Source organism: Pseudomonas sp. CCC3.1 (genome assembly GCF_034347405.1).
GTDB lineage: Bacteria > Pseudomonadota > Gammaproteobacteria > Pseudomonadales > Pseudomonadaceae > Aquipseudomonas.
In genome coordinates this window covers 2,583,147-2,599,551 of record NZ_CP133778.1, presented here as the reverse complement: position 1 = coordinate 2,599,551, position 16,405 = coordinate 2,583,147, and the positions used below count along the sequence as shown (strand labels likewise).

Sequence of the window (16,405 nt, the reverse complement as noted above, 5' to 3'; positions counted from 1 at the left end):
CCAAAGTCTCCACTTTTTGACTAAAACTCCTGAACGATGCCTGAAGATCAGTTTGCTCTCTCCTCGGACCTCATTAACGAACTGTTGCGCGGCATGCGCCTGCGCGGTGTCGAATACCGGCGTATCCAGGCAGGCCCTAGCTTCGGTTTGGGCTTCACGGAAAAACCTGGGCACGCCTGGTTCCACTTCATCGCCGTCGGCAATGCGGTGCTGCGAATGGAGGATGGCACCACCTACGCGTTGTCTGCCGGCAACGCCGTATTCATCTCCCATGGCGCGGCCCATCAACTGCTTTCACATCCAGACGCGCCTGTTCTAGACATCGACCGTCTGGACGGCGCCCCGCTCGGTGACACCGTCAGCGCAGTGGCTACCGGAGCCGATGCCAACCTCATGCCGAGCACTATTTTGTTCAGTGGTTGTATGGAGTTTGAACTGGGCAGTATCCATGGCCTTGGCAGGCTGATGCCGGGCCTGATGCTGATTGATGCCGGCGGCCAGCGTTATCCCGGTCTGGTACCGATCCTGACCACCATGGAACGCGAGGTTAGCGCCGCACGTATCGGCTTCGCCGGTATCCTCGCGCGTTTAGCCGATGTGGTAGCGGCCATGGTCGTTCGCGGCTGGGTAGAGTGCGCCTGCGGCAATGCCTCAGGCCTGGTCGCCGCCTTGCGCGATCCACGCTTGGCTGGTGCACTGTTAGCGCTCCATCAGCAACCGGGCCGCGACTGGACCGTTGCGCAGTTGGCAGAGCACTGCAATACCTCTCGCTCGGTCTTCGCGGACCGCTTCCAGGTAACGATTGGCATGGCCCCGCTGCGCTATGTCACCGAACTGCGAATGCGGCTTGCGAGCCAGTGGCTGACCCTCGAAAGGCTGCCGATTGAAGAGGTAGCGCAGCGTTTGGGCTACACATCGCAGGCCGCTTTCAGTCGCGCTTTCAAGCGTATTACGGGTAAGACACCTGGATTAAGTCGCAAGGTGAGGCAGTAGGTAACGCCAACGCAGATACCTGCGCTGCAACGTAATTCCCTTATTTTGTGTCTTATCGCTTTATTTCTGACTTTTTACACAACTTATTGGATTTATCCATCATCAAGCCCATCAATTGAGGATTGGGAAAAAATGGGGGTAAGCCAAAACTTTCTCGACCTGAAACTACCGCCCTGGAGCCCAGTCAACATATTTTTGGGGGCTCCGGACAGCCTCTGACAGCCGCCCGGCACCTTATTGCTTGCTCGTCGCAGGATCGAGGCAGGCATAACTGTCGGCATTATCGATGTCGCCCTTGCCCACATAACGTGCAACCTGCGGATAGGCACACAGTGGTCGTGTGCGCACGACTTTGCCATCTTCGATTTTTGAGGCAACGATGCGCTGTGGCGCCACGCCGTGCTCGACCCAGCTGTCGATATAGCCCAGCTTGTTGAAGGTGTCGCAACCCGCGCCGCCATAACAATGGCCCATGCCGGGGATCAGAAACAGGCGAGCCGAGGAACGCGCTGCATCGCCTGAATCACGCAGCAGTGATTGGTAATAGTCGATCAGTTCTTGTCCGTTATGAAAGTCGTTCCAGCCCACATAAAGCAGCAGCTTTGCACCCCGGTCGAAGAAGGGTGCGAGGTCAGTATCAACATGCAACAACGGACCGAGCTTGCTGACGGCCTCATTCACGGTTTTGTCCCAGTCAATGGTTGTCCAGTCCCAGTCGGGATCCTGGAAGGCGGCGTACTTGAACAGATCCAGCGCTACCGGGAACGGTTTGCCATCAACAAACTCGCCAAGCACGCTTTCATTCCCTTTAGCCGGGCCTGGAAAAATGACCTCTTGGGTACGCGGGTTGATCGGCCCCTGATAGATCTGCTTCATTAACTTGACCTGCGCTGCCGTCAGACAATCGGGCGTCTCGGCGCCCTTGCACAGCAATTGCTCAGGTTCAAAATTGCAATGCTCAGGGTCGTCGATAAACCCCTGTTTGAGGCCTATCGGTGAGGCGCACGCCTTGAGCGCGGCCTGGCTGATCATGTCGAATTTGGCCTGGGTCATGTGCGCATCGGGACTGCGGCTGATCAACCAACTGGGCCAGAGCTGGGCTGCGTTGAACTTGACCAATGGGTTGGGCGGCGCGCCCGCCACAATGCCATCGTAATCATCGGGAAAGCGCTTGGCTTCGATCAAACCTTCCAGGCCGCCCAGCGAGCAGCCGATCCAGTACGAACGACGGGCCGACTCACCGTAATAGGCCTTGATCAAAGCCTTGGCATGGACCGTCATCAAGTGATCGGCGCGCCACGCATAGTCGATCAATTTTTCCGGGTGGCCCAAAGCGAACTGCCCACCCTTGCCCTCTTCAGTGCTGCTGTCGTGACCGGTATCCGTCGCGGCTGTGGCGTAGCCCTGCTCAATGCCGGTAATGAGGGTCGGAAACATCATGGCCCCGCCCCAGCCAAAACTGCCGACGCCGAGAAACTTGCCATTCCAACCTGTAAGCGGTAGCCACACTTCTATCTTGATGTCTGAATCGCTGCTGGGTTTAAGCGTTGCGGCAATTCTGCAAAAAGCCGGATTGGGCCCGTTTTCTGCGGCTCCTGCCACGTTCATGCCGGAAAAGCTCGCCAGTCGCGTCAGCGGGTTTTCCGGCATTTTGTACTGCCCGCCAGCAACGGTCTCGGCGACCGTAATGGTCGCATCAGGCAAGGCCAATGCCGCCAACGCGCTGCAAGCATCCATCGCCTGGGCACCCGCTGCCATCGATAACGCCAGCAAGCCGATGACGGCCGCACTACCCCGGCATACCAGACGCTGAACAGAACGCTGATGATTCATATCCATATCCCTGCCTTTCGATCACGTTAAAGGACCCGCACTGCGCGCATTCAGCTCGGTGGGTACGCTAGCACGACCTTAGTTGCATCAAGAGAAAGTTCAAGCCACACCCCACAGAATTACAGTACGTAGTCCACCTGATGCCGGGCAATCCGTAAATCGCCCAACTCTTGACGCACCCGCAGGTGCTCTGGGTGCGTGGCATAGGCGGTCAACGCCTCATGAGAATCGAACTCGCTGTAGAGCACGACATCACACGCGTAATCTATCCGGCTGATATCAACCCCGATCTCAATTTTCAGTAACCCGGGTATCAATCCGGCGAGCCCTTCAAAACGCTCTTTGACAAACAAGCACGCCTGACGATTCCTTTCCGGGGTGTCCCCCGCAAGGTTCCACATCACAATATGTTTGATCATGGCTGCCTCTCTGCGGTGCCTTCCATACGCGTCATATCAACCCTTGTTTTTCTGGTAAACATCCACGAACACCGCCGCCAGCAACACCGCGCCCTTGATCATTTGCTGGTAATCGATGCCAATGCCCATGATCGACATGCCGTTGTTCAGCACCCCCATGATGAAGGCGCCGATGACCACACCCACCACTTTGCCCACCCCTCCGGATGCCGAAGCACCTCCGATGAACACCGCGGCGATCACATCCAGTTCAAAACCTGTACCACCGCGCGGTGTCGCGCTGTTGAGGCGAGCAACAAAAATAAGACCCGCCACTGCGGCCAGAACCCCCATGTTGACGAAGGCAAAGAAGGTCACCCGCGAGGTGTTGATCCCCGACAGTTTGGCGGCCTTGAGGTTGCCGCCGACTGCGTAGATCCAGCGACCGATTACGGTGCGATTCATGATGAAGGTGTACACCGCGATCAGCACGCTCATGATCACCAGCACCGTGGGGATGCCGCGGTAGGTGGAGAGCAAGTAGCAGAAGTAAACGAGGAGCCCTGCTACCACACCGTTTTTCAGTGCAAACAAGGCTAGCGGCGCAACACGGCCACCGCTTTTTTGGGTGCGAGCACGGGCGCGGTATTCGATCACCCAAAAGATCACCGCCACAGCAATGCCCAGCAGCAATGAGGTGATGCGTACACTCTCATGGGCAAAAACATCGGGAATGAAGCCCGAACTGATGGCTGAAAACTCCGGGGGAAACGGTCCGATTGACTGCCCTTGGGAGATGGCAATCGTGGCGCCACGAAAAATCAGCATGCCCGCGAGGGTCACGATGAACGATGGCATGCCCCAGACTGCCACCCAATAGCCTTGCGCCGCCCCAATCAAGGCGCCGGTCAACAGGCAAATCACCGTTACGGTGAAGAAGTCCAGGCGGTACTGCACCATCAGGACGGCGGCAATAGAACCAATCACCCCGACGACCGAACCGACCGACAGGTCGATATGACCGCAGACAATGACCATCAACATACCGAGCGCCATGACGACGATGTAACTGTTTTGCAGCAGCAGATTGGTCAAGTTGAGCGGCTGCATCAGCGCTCCACCCGTGGCCACCTGAAAGAACACCATGATCACAATCAGCGACAGCAGCAGACCGTATTCACGAGCGCCGCGCTTGAACGATGTCAAGGCATTGGGTTTGGATGAGAGAGGCAGACTGACTTCGCTCACTGGATCACCTCATTTTTCATGATTGCGTGCATGATTTTTTCCTGCGATGCCTCGGCGATCGGAAACTCGCCCACAAAACGGCCTTCGTTCATCACATAGATACGGTCACAGGTACCGAGTAATTCGGGCATTTCCGAAGAAATCATCACCACCCCTCGCCCCTCGCTGACCACTTGATTGACCACCCCGTAGATCTCGTATTTGGCGCCCACGTCGATACCGCGGGTAGGCTCATCGAGGATCAGTACTTTGGGGTCAGAAAAAAGCCATTTGCCCAACACGACTTTTTGCTGGTTGCCGCCCGAGAGTTTTTCCACCGACTGGGCAACGTCCGCGCTGCGAATCCGCAAGCGAGACCGGTAGTCGACAGCCACCGCCGTCTCTGAAAGCTCATTCATCACCCAGCGTTTGGACACTGCGCTCAAATTGGCCATGGAAGTGTTGCGCGTGATGCTCTCCCCCAGCACCAATCCGGCACCCTTGCGGTCTTCGGTGGCATACGCAAGACCTTGATCGATGGCTTTGCGTACGGAGCCCAGGTCAACCTCTCGTCCTTCCAAGTGCGCTTTACCGCGAATATTCACGCCGTAGGATCGACCGAAAACGCTCATGGCAAACTCGGTACGGCCAGCCCCCATCAGGCCGGCGATCCCGACCACCTCGCCACGTCGAACATGGAAGTTGATGTTGCGGATTCGGTCACGCTCGGGACGCTCCGGATCGCCCACAGACCAGTTCTGAACCTCGAACAAGGTTTCGCCAATATCAGGCACCCGTGTGGGGTAGCGATCCGACAACTCCCGACCGACCATGGAACGCACGACCCGCCCCTCATCGATGCCTGCGGTACGGCAATCAATGACATCGACAGTAGCGCCGTCACGGATCACGGTGATTTCGTCGGCGACCCGGCCAATTTCGTTGAGTTTGTGAGAAATGATGATCGATGTAATGCCTCGACTCTTCAGCTCCAGCATCAGATTGAGCAACGTATCGCTGTCCTTTTCGTTCAGACTGGCCGTCGGTTCATCAAGGATCAGCATGCGCACGTCCTTGGCCAGCGCCTTGGCAATCTCCACTAATTGCTGCTGGCCAATGCCGAGCTTGCCCACCAGCGTTTGCGGTTGAACATTGAGGCCAACCCGGGCCAGCAACTCACGCGCCCGCCGGTGAGCCTGATTCCAGTCGATAACCCCGAAACGAGAGATCTCATTGCCCAGAAAAAGGTTCTCGGTGATCGACAGCATCGGCACCAGCGCCAGTTCCTGGTGAATGATGCAGATCCCCAGCGCCTCGCTGTCGCGCAAGCCCTGAAATGTTCGGGGCGATCCATCGAAGTGGATTTCGCCGTCGAAACTGCCATCGGGATAAACCCCGCTGAGGATTTTCATCAGCGTTGATTTCCCGGCACCGTTTTCGCCACAAATGGCGTGGATCTCCCCATCCCCCACTTTCAAGTGGACCCCGCTCAGGGCCTTGACCGGGCCGAAGCACTTGCGGATGTTGCGCATGTCGAGAATCGTTTTGCTCATTTTCTCTCTCCTGCCAGACGGACTTCCACACTCACCGCCGACGGCTCAATCAACTAGCGCAACTGCTCAAGGGTGTAGAAGCCTGTCTCGTCAACCAGGACTTTCTGCCAGTTTTTGCTATCAACCAGTTGCGGGGTCAGTAACTGGGTGGGCACGATCATCGATCCGTTGTCATAGGACGTGGTGTCGTTGACGGTCACCGGTTTGGCGCTCAGTTCGGCGTCCATCATGTGTGCCGCCGCTTCAGCCAGCGCGCGGGTATCCTTGAAGATTGTCGAGGTTTGATCCCCCCGGATGATCGACTTGATGCTGGAGATCTCCGCATCCTGACCGGTGACGATTGGCATCGCTGACTTGCCACTGCCATAGCCCACGCCACGCAGGGATGACACCACACCATTGGCAATCTGGTCGTTCATGGCCAGCACTGCATCCAGGTGAGCGGTGCTGTAGAAGGCACTCAGCAAGTTGTCCATGCGCGACTGGGCCAAGGCACCGTCCCAATTAGGGGTGGCCACCTTGTCCATGGCTTGCTGGCCGCTGCGCACCACCAACTTGCCGCTGTCGATGTAAGGCTTGATTTGCGACATCACGCCGGCGTACACCACATGAGCGTTGTTGTCATCGGTCGAACCGGCAAAGATTTCCAGGTTGTACGGACCTTTGCCTTGCTTGAGTTCCAGCGACTCGACGATCGACTCACCCTGCAATACCCCGGTGCGGTAATTGTCGAACGTGACGTAATAATCGAAGTCCTTGGAGTTGCGAATCAGACGGTCATAGGAGATGACCTTGATCCCCTTCTCCCGAGCCTGCTTGAGCACGTCGGCCATCGTGGTGCCGTCAATCGGCGCTACGATCAGGCCCTTGATGCCCTTGACCATCATGTTTTCGATTTGTGAAAGCTGAGTCGGAGCCTCGTACTGGGCATATTGCAGGTCAGTGTCATAACCCAGTTTTTTCAGCGAGTCGACGATACTCTTGCCATCGGACACCCAGCGCGCCTCGGTTTTGGAGGGCATAGCGATACCAATGGTGCCTTTGTCACTGGCCTCGTTCTTGGAGCAGGCACTGACGGCCAAACCCAGTACCACGGCTGCAGCAAGCTTGATGATCGTGTGCATAACGTCCTCTCATTTATTGTTGTTGTCTTTTTTCAGAGACGCAGCATCCCTCTCGGCTCCGTTAACTGAGCCGATCGGGGCACTTCGCGTACCAGAACTGCGGGTGTCTACAACGCCAGGAGTACTTCCTGGCCATTCGCATCAGCGGACTCGAACAGGGCTTCGAGGATCACGTTGATGTCATGCGCCTGTGTGGCAGGCACTGTGGAGGCGCTACCGGTGCGCAGCGACTGGGTGAACACTGCGGCCTCACGGTCAAAGTACACAGGGTTGCCGATTTCGGCGATTTCCGGGGAGTACACCGTTTTGCGTACAGCCCAGATTTCCGGAAAGCTGTTCTCGTTCCAGTGAGTCCAACCTTGCTGGTGACCATTTTTGCCATCGTGGTAGAGCTTGTACGATGCGGGCATCGGCGTGGAATGCATCACGCCATGCGTGCCGTAGGCCGTGATGTCCCAGCTCTCGGTCCAGGGCATTGGATCCCAGGACATGAAGTCGATGGTGATCAACTTGTCGTCGTAGTTGAGTACCGCACCCACTGCGTCTTCACGGGCCGACTCGCTCATCTGCCCCGCGAACTTGCTGATCCGTGCATTGACTGAACGCGGTTTGCCAAAATGCAGCAGGATCCGGTCAATGGTGTGGCAGCCGATCACGTAGAAAGCGCCACCACGGTCACCCGGCTGTTTCATGTGGTTAGTATCGGCTTCATCGTGGGAACAACCGGCGTGGGCGCGAACTTGCAGCACTTTGCCGATTTCACCGCTTTGCAGCACTTGCTGCATTTTTTCTACCGACGGGGCATAGCGCCAGCAGTAGCCGACCTGAAACAGACCTCCGGTGCGCTCGACCGCGTCGACAATTCGCTGGGTGTCCTGAGTACCACGACCTGCTGGCTTCTCGCAGAGCACCGCCTTGCCGGCCTCAAGTGCTGCAATCGTCCACTCGGCCATCAGGTAGCTTTTGGGGTGCACCAGCACCACATGCACCTTAGGGTCTGCCAGTATTTCTTCCATGCTACGGGCCTGCAGGCCCAACGCATCACAGAACGGCTCGAGTAAAGGACTGTCATCGTAGGCGCCCAAAAACTGCACATCGGCCATGCGCTTGAACGCTTTTACCCGACCCGACGTGTGCGGGTGAGTGATACCCAGGCAAGCCACGCCAATGGTGGTGCCACTCTCAAGTGTGTAGGACATAACGGTTCTCCTGGTGTTCTGGGCCAGACTTGCGAATCAACGAGGCAGCGTCAGAGCCTGACAGCACGTCCGGTCTTGACCGACTCTACGGCGGCATCGGCCAACTGCAACGCCTTGAGCCCGTCCTGTACGGTGGTCGGCATCGGCTTTTTGTGCACCAGTGCATCGATATAAGCGTCCAGTTCCGACTTGTAAGCTTGCTGGTAGCGCTCGAGGAAGAAGTTCAGCAGCGGCTCGCGCGCATCAGTCACATCCTGATTCCAGCGACGGATCGTGGTGGGTCGCAGGTTGTCCATTTGCAGCATGCCGGTAGAGCCGAACACTTCAATACGCTGGTCATAGCCGTAGACCGCCTGACGGCAATTGTTGATGTGGCACTGTTTGCCGGAGGCTGTTTGCATCTGCACCATCGCGGTGTCGTAATCGTCGTACTTTTCCATCAACGCCGGATCGATCAGGCGGCTGCCAATGGCCGTCAGTTCGACCGGTTCTTCGCCCAGCAACCAGCGACCGATATCCAGGTCATGAATGGTCATGTCGCGGAAAATCCCCCCCGAATGCTCGATGTAGTCTTCCGGCGCCAGCCCGGGATCGCGGCTGGTGATAATCACTTGGCGAACTTCACCGATATCGCCCGCCTCGATGGCGGCACGCATTTGGGCAAAGGTGGTTTCGAAGCGACGGTTAAAGGCCAACATGACGCGACCGTTCAGGCGCTCAACTTCTTCCACTGCGGCCAGACTCTTGACCATGTCCAGGTCAATCGGCTTTTCGCACAACACGGCCTTGCCCTGACGCACGGCCCGCAACATGAGGTTGATGTGGGTGTGAGTCGGGGTGCCAATCACGATGGCGTCGACATCGGCACGGTCAATCGCGGCTTCGCAGTCGGTCATGGCTTCAGCGCTGAGTTCGTCGGCCAGCCTTGCAGCGGCATCAGCGAATGGGTCGGCGACAACCACCAGGGTGGCGAACTTGCTGGCTGCCACGTTGGCAGCGTGAATTTTGCCGATTCGACCGGCGCCAAGAACTGCGATACCTACCATTTTTATCTCTCCTGAAAACGCTATTGTTCGTTGTTGTAGCCAAGGAATTTGTTAGGTGAAAGCCGTGTATCAAGCCGGAAATTTGATGTTTTCAAATTGCGCCATGGTCGTTTCGAAGGCTCTTTTGGCAGCGACATCCAACGGCAGCTTGCGCAGTTCGGCGCTGATCAGCTCCACGCCCCACGGCCCGCGATAACCCACATTGACAACGTGCTGGATGAACGCAGGCACATCCAGATCGCCTTCGCCGCATAACTTGCGATGATGGGTCGAGTCGTTCAGCAACGACCCGACAATGGTGGAGCTGGCATCGTCCAGCTCAATGGACTTGATCAGCTCCAGCGGGAGCTTGGCGATTTCGTCGAAGCTCATGCCGCCGCGCGCCACATGCCAGGTGTCCACGAGCAGGCCGCCGTTGGGGCGCACGCCATCGGCAACAGCAATGGCCCGATCAATGGTGTTTACGCTGGAAAACGGCAAGAACTCAATGACCACGTTGACACCGCTGGGCTTTGCCCGGTCGCACAGGACTGCAAAAGCCTCACGCATGCGCGGTACATCGGGAGGGCCTTGTTCAAACAATCCACCCGCGACCTTGAGGCTGCGAGCGCCCAGTTCGGCGGCAATATCCAGTAACTCGTCGCGCACCTTGTCCGAAGCCGCACGCAGCGGGCCATCCAGGTGCCAGTCGGTCAGAAACTCGACTTCCAGGTGTTTGATGCCGTTGTCCTGAAAAATACTGCGCACCGTGGAGAGGCCCAACTTGGCGACGTTGTGAACCAGATCGGCATGTACCAGGCCCATACCGCGCCAGCCGGCCCTGGCTGCCGCTTCAGCTCGCGATTGCAGCGAAAATGGGCTGATCTCGCAAGGCGCACCCGGGTAGGTATCACCCGCAAGGGTCCAGTAAGCAGCCAGTAATTCAACAGATTTGTCAGGCATGACGATCACTTTTGTGGAGAGTTGAATACGAAGGTTCGATGCATCAGTTCGGGTTCAGGACAAAGTCCCAATTAACGGCCAAAAACGGTACTTGCAAGTCATAACGCTGGGCGGTGACCACGTCAGTTTGTGTGGTGAACTCAGCGATCAGCTCCTTCTTGACGCCGAACACGGTGTCTTCGTGCAAGTACGGGCAATCCGGGGTAAAGATGTGGGTGATGACTTGATCGAAACCCGGGGCCGTCACGATAAAGTGCAAATGCGCAGCGCGATGAGGGTGGCGTCCCAGCTCGCCCAGCAGCTTGCCCACCGGGCCATCGGCCGGGATCGGGTAATGCCGAGGTTTGACCGTACGAAAGGCGTAGTAGCCGTCAGCATCCGAGGTAAACAACCCGCGCAGGTTGTAGTCTGGCTGCAGGCCTTTTTGCTGCACGTCGTAGAAGCCGTCATCGTTGGTTTGCCAGATGTCTAGCGTCGCTCCGGCGATGGGATTTCCGGCGATATCAAGTACCCGACCGCTGACCAGGGTCGGCTCGCCCTTGCCGTCCAGGCAGATGTTGGCGCCGCTCTCGTAACGTGGCGCATCGGCCACGTAGAACGGGCCAAGGATGGTGTTGGGGGTAGCGCCCTTGGGGCGACGGTGATTGATTGCATCCACCAGCATGGTGGCCCCTACCACGTCCGACAGCAGGATGTACTCCTGACGCCAGTCCGTGCACATTTGCCCGGTCTGGGTCAAAAATTCGATGGCCGTAAACCATTCATCGTGGCTGGGCTCGATTTCTTTGATCGCCGCATGCAAGTGCCGGGTCAGTACCGCCATCACCTCACGCAAACGCGGGTTGGCCTGGTCGCTGATACGGGCATTGACGATTTCAGCAGAGCGTTCTTCTTCGAAGAGCCCGCCAACCGGGATCTCGGTATCCAAGTGCGCAGTCATGGCGTGATGTCCTTGAACAATTTTATTAAGTCGGGTGTACGTAGCTTGCCGTCTGTTCAGTAAGCGTTGGCGCTGAGCTCACCTGCTCGCCATTTACGCCCGCTGAGACGCTGTTCCATGAACTGTTCAATCTGCTCCAGGGTCATGCCCTTAGTCTCTGGCAGCCACAGGGTGCAAAAGATAATCGAGCCGATATTGATCACCGCGAAGAGGAAGAACGTCATGCCCCCCAGCTCGCTCAGCAACACCGGAAACAGGAAGGCGACGATCGCGTTGAACACCCAGAACACACCGACCGCAATCCCGTTCATCAGACCCCGCACGTGGTTGGGGAACAGTTCAGACATCAGCAACCAGTACACCGGGCCGATACACATCTGCATGAAGAACAAGAACACCAGCACACCGGTCAACGCCATGTAGCTTTGCAGCAGCGAGTGCGGCATGAAGTTGATCACCACGCCGAGGAAAATCTGCGCCAGCACCACCACAACCAAACCCATGAGCAGCATCGAACGACGGCCCATGCGATTGATCAGCCACATGCCGATCAAGGCAGCAATGACCGAGACCACGCCGTTGCCGATGGTCGCAACCAACGCGGCATTGGTGCCCATGCCTGTTTCCTTGAGGATCATCGGCGTGAAATAAATGAAGGCATTAACCCCGGTGAATTGCAGGACGAAGCCCAAAGCGATACCGATGCCCAGCAACTTCAGCAACCACGGTTCCTTTAAAGCCCTGAGGCCACCGCCATGACGTTGCTCCTTGGCACATTGCTCGACGATTTCTTTCAGCTCACCGTCCACTTCGGCCTGCGTATCGCGGATGCCTGCCAGAATGACTTTTGCCTCATCAACCCGACCTTTACCCACTAGCCAGCGCGGCGATGCCGGTACGAATCGCATACCGACATAGAGCAATACGGCCGGGATCAGCGAAATAGCCAACATAAAACGCCACGTTAGCGGGCTGTCGAACAAGTGCGCCAGACTCGCACTGGCGATGTAAGCCAGGCATTGGCCGGAAACAATCATGACTTCGCTCTGACACACTAGCCGCCCACGATGACGCGGCGCCGCCAGCTCGGCGATCAAAACCGGAACCGTAGAGGATGCACCGCCGACAGCGATGCCCAGAATGAAGCGAGTGGCAACCATCACCCACAGTGTCGGCGCGACAGCTGTACCTATCGCACCCAGTGCAAACAATATTGCCAGCGCCTTAAGCACGCCCAAGCGGCCATAGCGGTCGGACAAATGCCCCGCAAACAAGGCACCAAATGCACCGCCAAAAATCAGCGCCGAGGCCACCAGACCTTCGGATACAGGATTCAATCCCAAGCCACCCTGGCTGGCATCGAGCGCCATGAAAGGCAAGGCTCCGGAGATGACTCCGGTGTCATAACCGAACGCCAACGAGCCCATAGTAGTGATGGCCGCGATACGCCAAAGTATTTTCGACGACGCACTCGCCGCGGTTGGGTGATTGGACATGAGGTCAACCTTTATTAAATTTATGTGTTCGCTCAGTGGAGGTGAGACTACTGCGATTGAATCGGAAAACAAATGCCTGATTGGCAAATGTGTTTTCCTCCTGGTGGAAAACTGAAAGGGGTGGTGACGAGCCTTGCCGGGCCCGCCACTCAACTGGGTGCAAAGCTCTAGAACTTGGCCTGCACTTTCAGGCCTGCGATCACTGCGGCATCGATTTCACGCACGCCACCGGGGTATTTCACGTATTGCACGTTCGGGCGCACCGTCAGCCAGTGGGTAACGTGAAAACCGTAGTAAATCTCGCTGCTTATTTCGTTGTACTGCAACGGTAGATAAGCCGGATTGTCGTAGTCACTGATGCCGTTTTGCTCATTCTGCAAGCGCGCACGCTCACGGTAAGCCGGGTTGGTGTGAACCTCGGCAACGCCAAAGCCCAGGTCATCCAGCGGTCGGCTGTCGAACGGACCTTTATAGACGAGACCTGCCTGGATGAAATGATCGACTCGACTGGTCGCCTTGTCGTGAGAGGTAAAGTTGGCAAATACCGAAAGGCCTCGACGGCTATCACTATCGCGCGCGGTCAATTGCTGCTGTGCCACCAACCAGTAGCCATGGCGACTGGAGTGTTGTTTGAACGCGTCACCGGAGAGCGGTTGCGCAATGCCGTTGATGTCATCGCGAACATCGTCGGCCTTGGCGGTGCTCTTGTAATAACCGAGGCGATACTCACCTGCCAGCCCATTTATTTTCGGGCGCCAGACCAATTCGACAGGGATCACCGCACCTTGAGTACCACTGCCGCTGAGCTTGAAGCCATTACCCGTTTCCAGATACGAGGGGTTCTGCTCAAACACCCCAATCTGCGCATACCACTCGGGAGCAAACTGGTAACGCGTGCGCACGGCCCACTGGCTGACGGGCCAGTTGTACCAAATATCGCCAATCCAGTTTGCTGCCTGCGCACCGCAGAACGGCGTGCTTTGAAAGTCGCATGGGAACGTGTTGAAGTCCGAGCCTTCATCAAAGCGGCCCGCCTTGATGTCCAGCGCGCCGTCCAGCCATGCCTTGCTCATCCACATCTCGGTCAGGCGCCAGGTCTGGCCGCGGCCATAGACTTCCTGGGAGGATGAATAGCCACCGACTCGCGGGTCGGCTATCCGGTCATTCGTCAAGTTGCGTCCGTCACGCTCGGTAACCGTGAGCTGAAACTGGGTTTTCTCCCAACCCAAGGCTTTTTGCAGGTCAAGCTTTAGACCCAGCGCATATTGCTCGGTCCAGCGCACCGTGTGCTCCTTGTCATAGCCGCCACGTGCATTGGCTGCCATTTCACCGGTATACCCCAGCTGAATATCAACACCGTCGTCCAGCCAATTACTGCGCACCCCGCCCCAGTCGCCGGTCATCCAGGGTGAGTCGTATTCGAAAGGCTGATTGGCAGCACTGGCCATACCGGGAATCAACAGGCAAAAGCTGACCGCAACCGTGCTCTTGGCAAAGTTCTTCATGGCTTAACGTTTCCTTATTATTAGTTTTATTAACGCGCAGGCGACACACGACGCAGCATTAATAATGCTGATTCAGTACGCTCTCGAAAAAAGCCACGTGCAGTTCGGAACATTAAAGCCCCCTGCACCAGCGCGACGGATCATAAGTGGCAGGGGTTTAAGTGGGTACCCGTGAAAAAAACAAATGTGAATTCCACGTGGTGAAAAACTGTATTAACGCGTCCAGTAACGCTCGTGTTCGTGTTTCTTGAAATCGGCCAATAGAAACTCGATAAATACGCGCAACTTGGCGGGCATATAACGACGGCTTTGGAACGCCATATTGATAGTCAACCTTGGCAAGTCCCAATCATCGAGCACCGGGATCAACCGCCCTGCCACCAGATCGGCATTAATGATGTATTTGGGTTGCACCAGTATCCCCCCGCCTGCCAGGGCGGCTGCACGCACAATTTGCCCATCGTTGGTTTCCAGGATCGGCTCGGCCTTGAACGCCACTTCTTCGTTGTCTTGGGTAAAGCGCATGATTCGAGGCTGATTGGCATGGCTATAGATCAGCAGGTCATGCCGGGCCAGATCTTCGATGGTCTTGGGCATTCCCATGCGTTGCAGATACCCGGGCGATGCGGCAAGAACACGACGCGTCTCGGCAAGACGGCGGATCGTGATATTGGAGTCAGGCTCGTATTCCTTGGTGCGGATTGCCAGATCAATGTCACTGTCAATAATGTCGAAGTAACGGTTCTCCCCCAATACCTTCAAGGTAATGTGCGGGTACATTTTGCGAAAAGCCGGAATCAGCGGCGCAATGTGCAACATGCAGAAGGAAATCGATGACGTTACCGTCAGCGTGCCCATCGGCTGCACCAGTGATTCGCTGAGCGATGCCTCGGCTTCCTTCAACTCACCCAACAAACTTTTGCAACTGGCATAAAACTGATGCCCCAGGTTAGTCAGGGCCAGGCGTCGAGTATTGCGATCAATCAAACGAACATTGAGACGTTGTTCCAAAGCCACCAAGTGCCGGCTTGCAGCAGCGTTGGATAACCCCAGCATTTCCGCCGCTTTAGTCAAAGTGCCAACTTCGGCCGTTAATACAAACAGTTCCAGTTCGGTCAGTCGATCCAAGGCGTACTCCCTTTTTATTTTTTCATATATGAAATAAAGAATTCCGCAAACGGTCTTTTCTTACATCCAGCGGAACTATAACGTGCGGCGCTATGGCCTGAGAAGCCAATACGCCGCCATCACTAAAGATGGCCAGGCGCTGACAGGCACACATAGTCTGGGAGTCAACATGCGCAACTTGGACGAAATGACCATCACTCAGGCGGTGCTGGCCAATAACAGCGGTATTGGCGACGCCCGCTTGTGCGAAATCATGACCAGTCTGGTGCAGAACCTGCACGCCTTTGCCCGCGATATAAAACTCACTGAAGCCGAGTGGCAACGGGGTATCGATTATCTGGGTCAGGTGGGCGAAGTCAGCTCATCTGATCGCAACGAGTTCGCGCTGCTGTCCCATGTATTGGGCCTTTCAACCCTTGTACTCGCACAACACGACAAAAAGCCAACAGGATGCACCGAAGCCACGGCGTTCCATGTGCTGCCTGAACAGGCACCCTTGCTGCACGATCTGGGCGCTGACCTCAAGGCTGGCTCGAATGACCCGAAAGGATACGTGCACGGCTCAGTGCTTGACGCCAAGGGCGTCCCTGTTCCTCACGCGTCAATGGAAGTTCATTTGGCTGGCATTGACAGTGCAAATCCGATCAACCGCGCACTGCTACAAGCCGATGAGCGAGGGCACTATCACTTCTGCACCTCTTTACCGGACAACCATCGCATCCGCCATGACAGCCCCGTAGGCCGGATACTCGCCGCGCTCAACCGCCCTGCCTGGCGCCCTGCACACCTGGGCTTCACGGTCCGCGCCGCCGGTTATCAGCCGCTGACCACCCAAGTATTTCGCGAAGGTGACCCTCATCTGGACTCGGACCCGTTGTTCAGCGTGCGCTCTTCGCTCATTACTCAATGGCAGCGGCACGCGCCCGGAATGACCCCGACCGGCACGCACAGTGACGTCCCGTTTTATACCCTGGCCTTCGATTTCGTTATGGCGAAAGCGTGAGCCGTGTAACTGCCGTGA

Annotated in this window: 14 protein-coding genes; 2 read left to right on the top strand and 12 right to left on the bottom strand. The window is 56.7% G+C overall.

Going from position 1 to position 16,405, the window contains the following annotated elements:
- Nucleotides 1–36: 36 nt before the first annotated feature.
- On the top strand, nucleotides 37–993 hold the full coding sequence (locus RHM56_RS11745) for an AraC family transcriptional regulator (RefSeq protein WP_322241371.1): 957 nt from the start codon (nucleotides 37–39) through the stop codon (nucleotides 991–993).
- Nucleotides 994–1,227: 234 nt separating this feature from the next.
- Here RHM56_RS11745 and RHM56_RS11740 read toward each other — a convergent pair whose 3' ends face one another.
- The 12 genes from RHM56_RS11740 to RHM56_RS11685 form a co-directional block, all read right to left on the bottom strand.
- Nucleotides 1,228–2,832 carry a tannase/feruloyl esterase family alpha/beta hydrolase gene (locus tag RHM56_RS11740; protein WP_322241370.1) on the bottom strand — a complete coding sequence of 535 codons (1,605 nt, stop codon included), beginning with the start codon at nucleotides 2,830–2,832 and terminating at the stop codon, nucleotides 1,228–1,230.
- A 113-nt stretch (nucleotides 2,833–2,945) separates the two neighbouring features.
- Complete coding sequence (locus RHM56_RS11735; protein ID WP_322241369.1) at nucleotides 2,946–3,245, bottom strand: Dabb family protein; 300 nt, start codon at nucleotides 3,243–3,245, stop codon at nucleotides 2,946–2,948.
- A 36-nt stretch (nucleotides 3,246–3,281) separates the two neighbouring features.
- Nucleotides 3,282–4,472, bottom strand: coding sequence for a multiple monosaccharide ABC transporter permease (gene mmsB, locus RHM56_RS11730; RefSeq protein WP_322241368.1), 1,191 nt, complete (start codon nucleotides 4,470–4,472; stop codon nucleotides 3,282–3,284).
- Nucleotides 4,469–6,004, bottom strand: a complete 1,536-nt coding sequence (gene mmsA, locus RHM56_RS11725; RefSeq protein WP_322241367.1) for a multiple monosaccharide ABC transporter ATP-binding protein — start codon at nucleotides 6,002–6,004, stop codon at nucleotides 4,469–4,471. Before mmsA ends, mmsB begins: the two co-directional genes overlap by 4 nt.
- A gap of 53 nt (nucleotides 6,005–6,057) precedes the next feature.
- Nucleotides 6,058–7,128 carry a multiple monosaccharide ABC transporter substrate-binding protein gene (chvE, locus tag RHM56_RS11720; protein WP_322241366.1) on the bottom strand — a complete coding sequence of 357 codons (1,071 nt, stop codon included), beginning with the start codon at nucleotides 7,126–7,128 and terminating at the stop codon, nucleotides 6,058–6,060.
- Between the two features lie 107 nt (nucleotides 7,129–7,235).
- Nucleotides 7,236–8,327: a Gfo/Idh/MocA family oxidoreductase gene (locus RHM56_RS11715; protein WP_322241365.1), complete on the bottom strand. Its 1,092-nt coding sequence runs from the start codon at nucleotides 8,325–8,327 to the stop codon at nucleotides 7,236–7,238.
- A gap of 50 nt (nucleotides 8,328–8,377) precedes the next feature.
- Nucleotides 8,378–9,373: an inositol 2-dehydrogenase gene (iolG, locus tag RHM56_RS11710; protein WP_322241363.1), complete on the bottom strand. Its 996-nt coding sequence runs from the start codon at nucleotides 9,371–9,373 to the stop codon at nucleotides 8,378–8,380.
- A 69-nt stretch (nucleotides 9,374–9,442) separates the two neighbouring features.
- A complete protein-coding gene (locus RHM56_RS11705; protein ID WP_322241361.1) occupies nucleotides 9,443–10,315 on the bottom strand; it encodes a sugar phosphate isomerase/epimerase family protein in 873 nt (290 codons plus the stop codon).
- A gap of 43 nt (nucleotides 10,316–10,358) precedes the next feature.
- On the bottom strand, nucleotides 10,359–11,255 hold the full coding sequence (locus tag RHM56_RS11700) for an intradiol ring-cleavage dioxygenase (RefSeq protein WP_322241359.1): 897 nt from the start codon (nucleotides 11,253–11,255) through the stop codon (nucleotides 10,359–10,361).
- Between the two features lie 56 nt (nucleotides 11,256–11,311).
- Nucleotides 11,312–12,751 (bottom strand): sugar porter family MFS transporter, encoded by a 1,440-nt coding sequence (locus tag RHM56_RS11695; RefSeq protein ID WP_322241358.1) that lies wholly within the window; start codon nucleotides 12,749–12,751, stop codon nucleotides 11,312–11,314.
- Between the two features lie 167 nt (nucleotides 12,752–12,918).
- The gene (locus tag RHM56_RS11690; protein ID WP_416194899.1) at nucleotides 12,919–14,256 is read right to left on the bottom strand and encodes a carbohydrate porin; all 1,338 of its coding nucleotides are present in this window, start codon (nucleotides 14,254–14,256) and stop codon (nucleotides 12,919–12,921) included.
- A 213-nt stretch (nucleotides 14,257–14,469) separates the two neighbouring features.
- Entirely contained in the window at nucleotides 14,470–15,384 is a 915-nt protein-coding gene (locus RHM56_RS11685) for a LysR family transcriptional regulator (protein WP_322241357.1), read from the bottom strand.
- A 169-nt stretch (nucleotides 15,385–15,553) separates the two neighbouring features.
- Here RHM56_RS11685 and RHM56_RS11680 point away from each other — a divergent pair, with 169 nt between their 5' ends.
- Nucleotides 15,554–16,387: a dioxygenase gene (locus RHM56_RS11680; RefSeq protein ID WP_322241356.1), complete on the top strand. Its 834-nt coding sequence runs from the start codon at nucleotides 15,554–15,556 to the stop codon at nucleotides 16,385–16,387.
- The last annotated feature ends 18 nt before the right edge of the window (nucleotides 16,388–16,405 follow it).

Coding starts and splice junctions, on each gene's coding strand:
- RHM56_RS11745 (WP_322241371.1), top strand. CDS start 37: ATGCCTGAAGATCAGTTTGCTCTCTCCTCGGACCTCATTAACGAACTG.
- RHM56_RS11740 (WP_322241370.1), bottom strand. CDS start 2,832: ATGGATATGAATCATCAGCGTTCTGTTCAGCGTCTGGTATGCCGGGGT.
- RHM56_RS11735 (WP_322241369.1), bottom strand. CDS start 3,245: ATGATCAAACATATTGTGATGTGGAACCTTGCGGGGGACACCCCGGAA.
- mmsA (WP_322241367.1), bottom strand. CDS start 6,004: ATGAGCAAAACGATTCTCGACATGCGCAACATCCGCAAGTGCTTCGGC.
- chvE (WP_322241366.1), bottom strand. CDS start 7,128: ATGCACACGATCATCAAGCTTGCTGCAGCCGTGGTACTGGGTTTGGCC.
- RHM56_RS11715 (WP_322241365.1), bottom strand. CDS start 8,327: ATGTCCTACACACTTGAGAGTGGCACCACCATTGGCGTGGCTTGCCTG.
- iolG (WP_322241363.1), bottom strand. CDS start 9,373: ATGGTAGGTATCGCAGTTCTTGGCGCCGGTCGAATCGGCAAAATTCAC.
- RHM56_RS11705 (WP_322241361.1), bottom strand. CDS start 10,315: ATGCCTGACAAATCTGTTGAATTACTGGCTGCTTACTGGACCCTTGCG.
- RHM56_RS11700 (WP_322241359.1), bottom strand. CDS start 11,255: ATGACTGCGCACTTGGATACCGAGATCCCGGTTGGCGGGCTCTTCGAA.
- RHM56_RS11695 (WP_322241358.1), bottom strand. CDS start 12,751: ATGTCCAATCACCCAACCGCGGCGAGTGCGTCGTCGAAAATACTTTGG.
- RHM56_RS11690 (WP_416194899.1), bottom strand. CDS start 14,256: ATGAAGAACTTTGCCAAGAGCACGGTTGCGGTCAGCTTTTGCCTGTTG.
- RHM56_RS11680 (WP_322241356.1), top strand. CDS start 15,554: ATGCGCAACTTGGACGAAATGACCATCACTCAGGCGGTGCTGGCCAAT.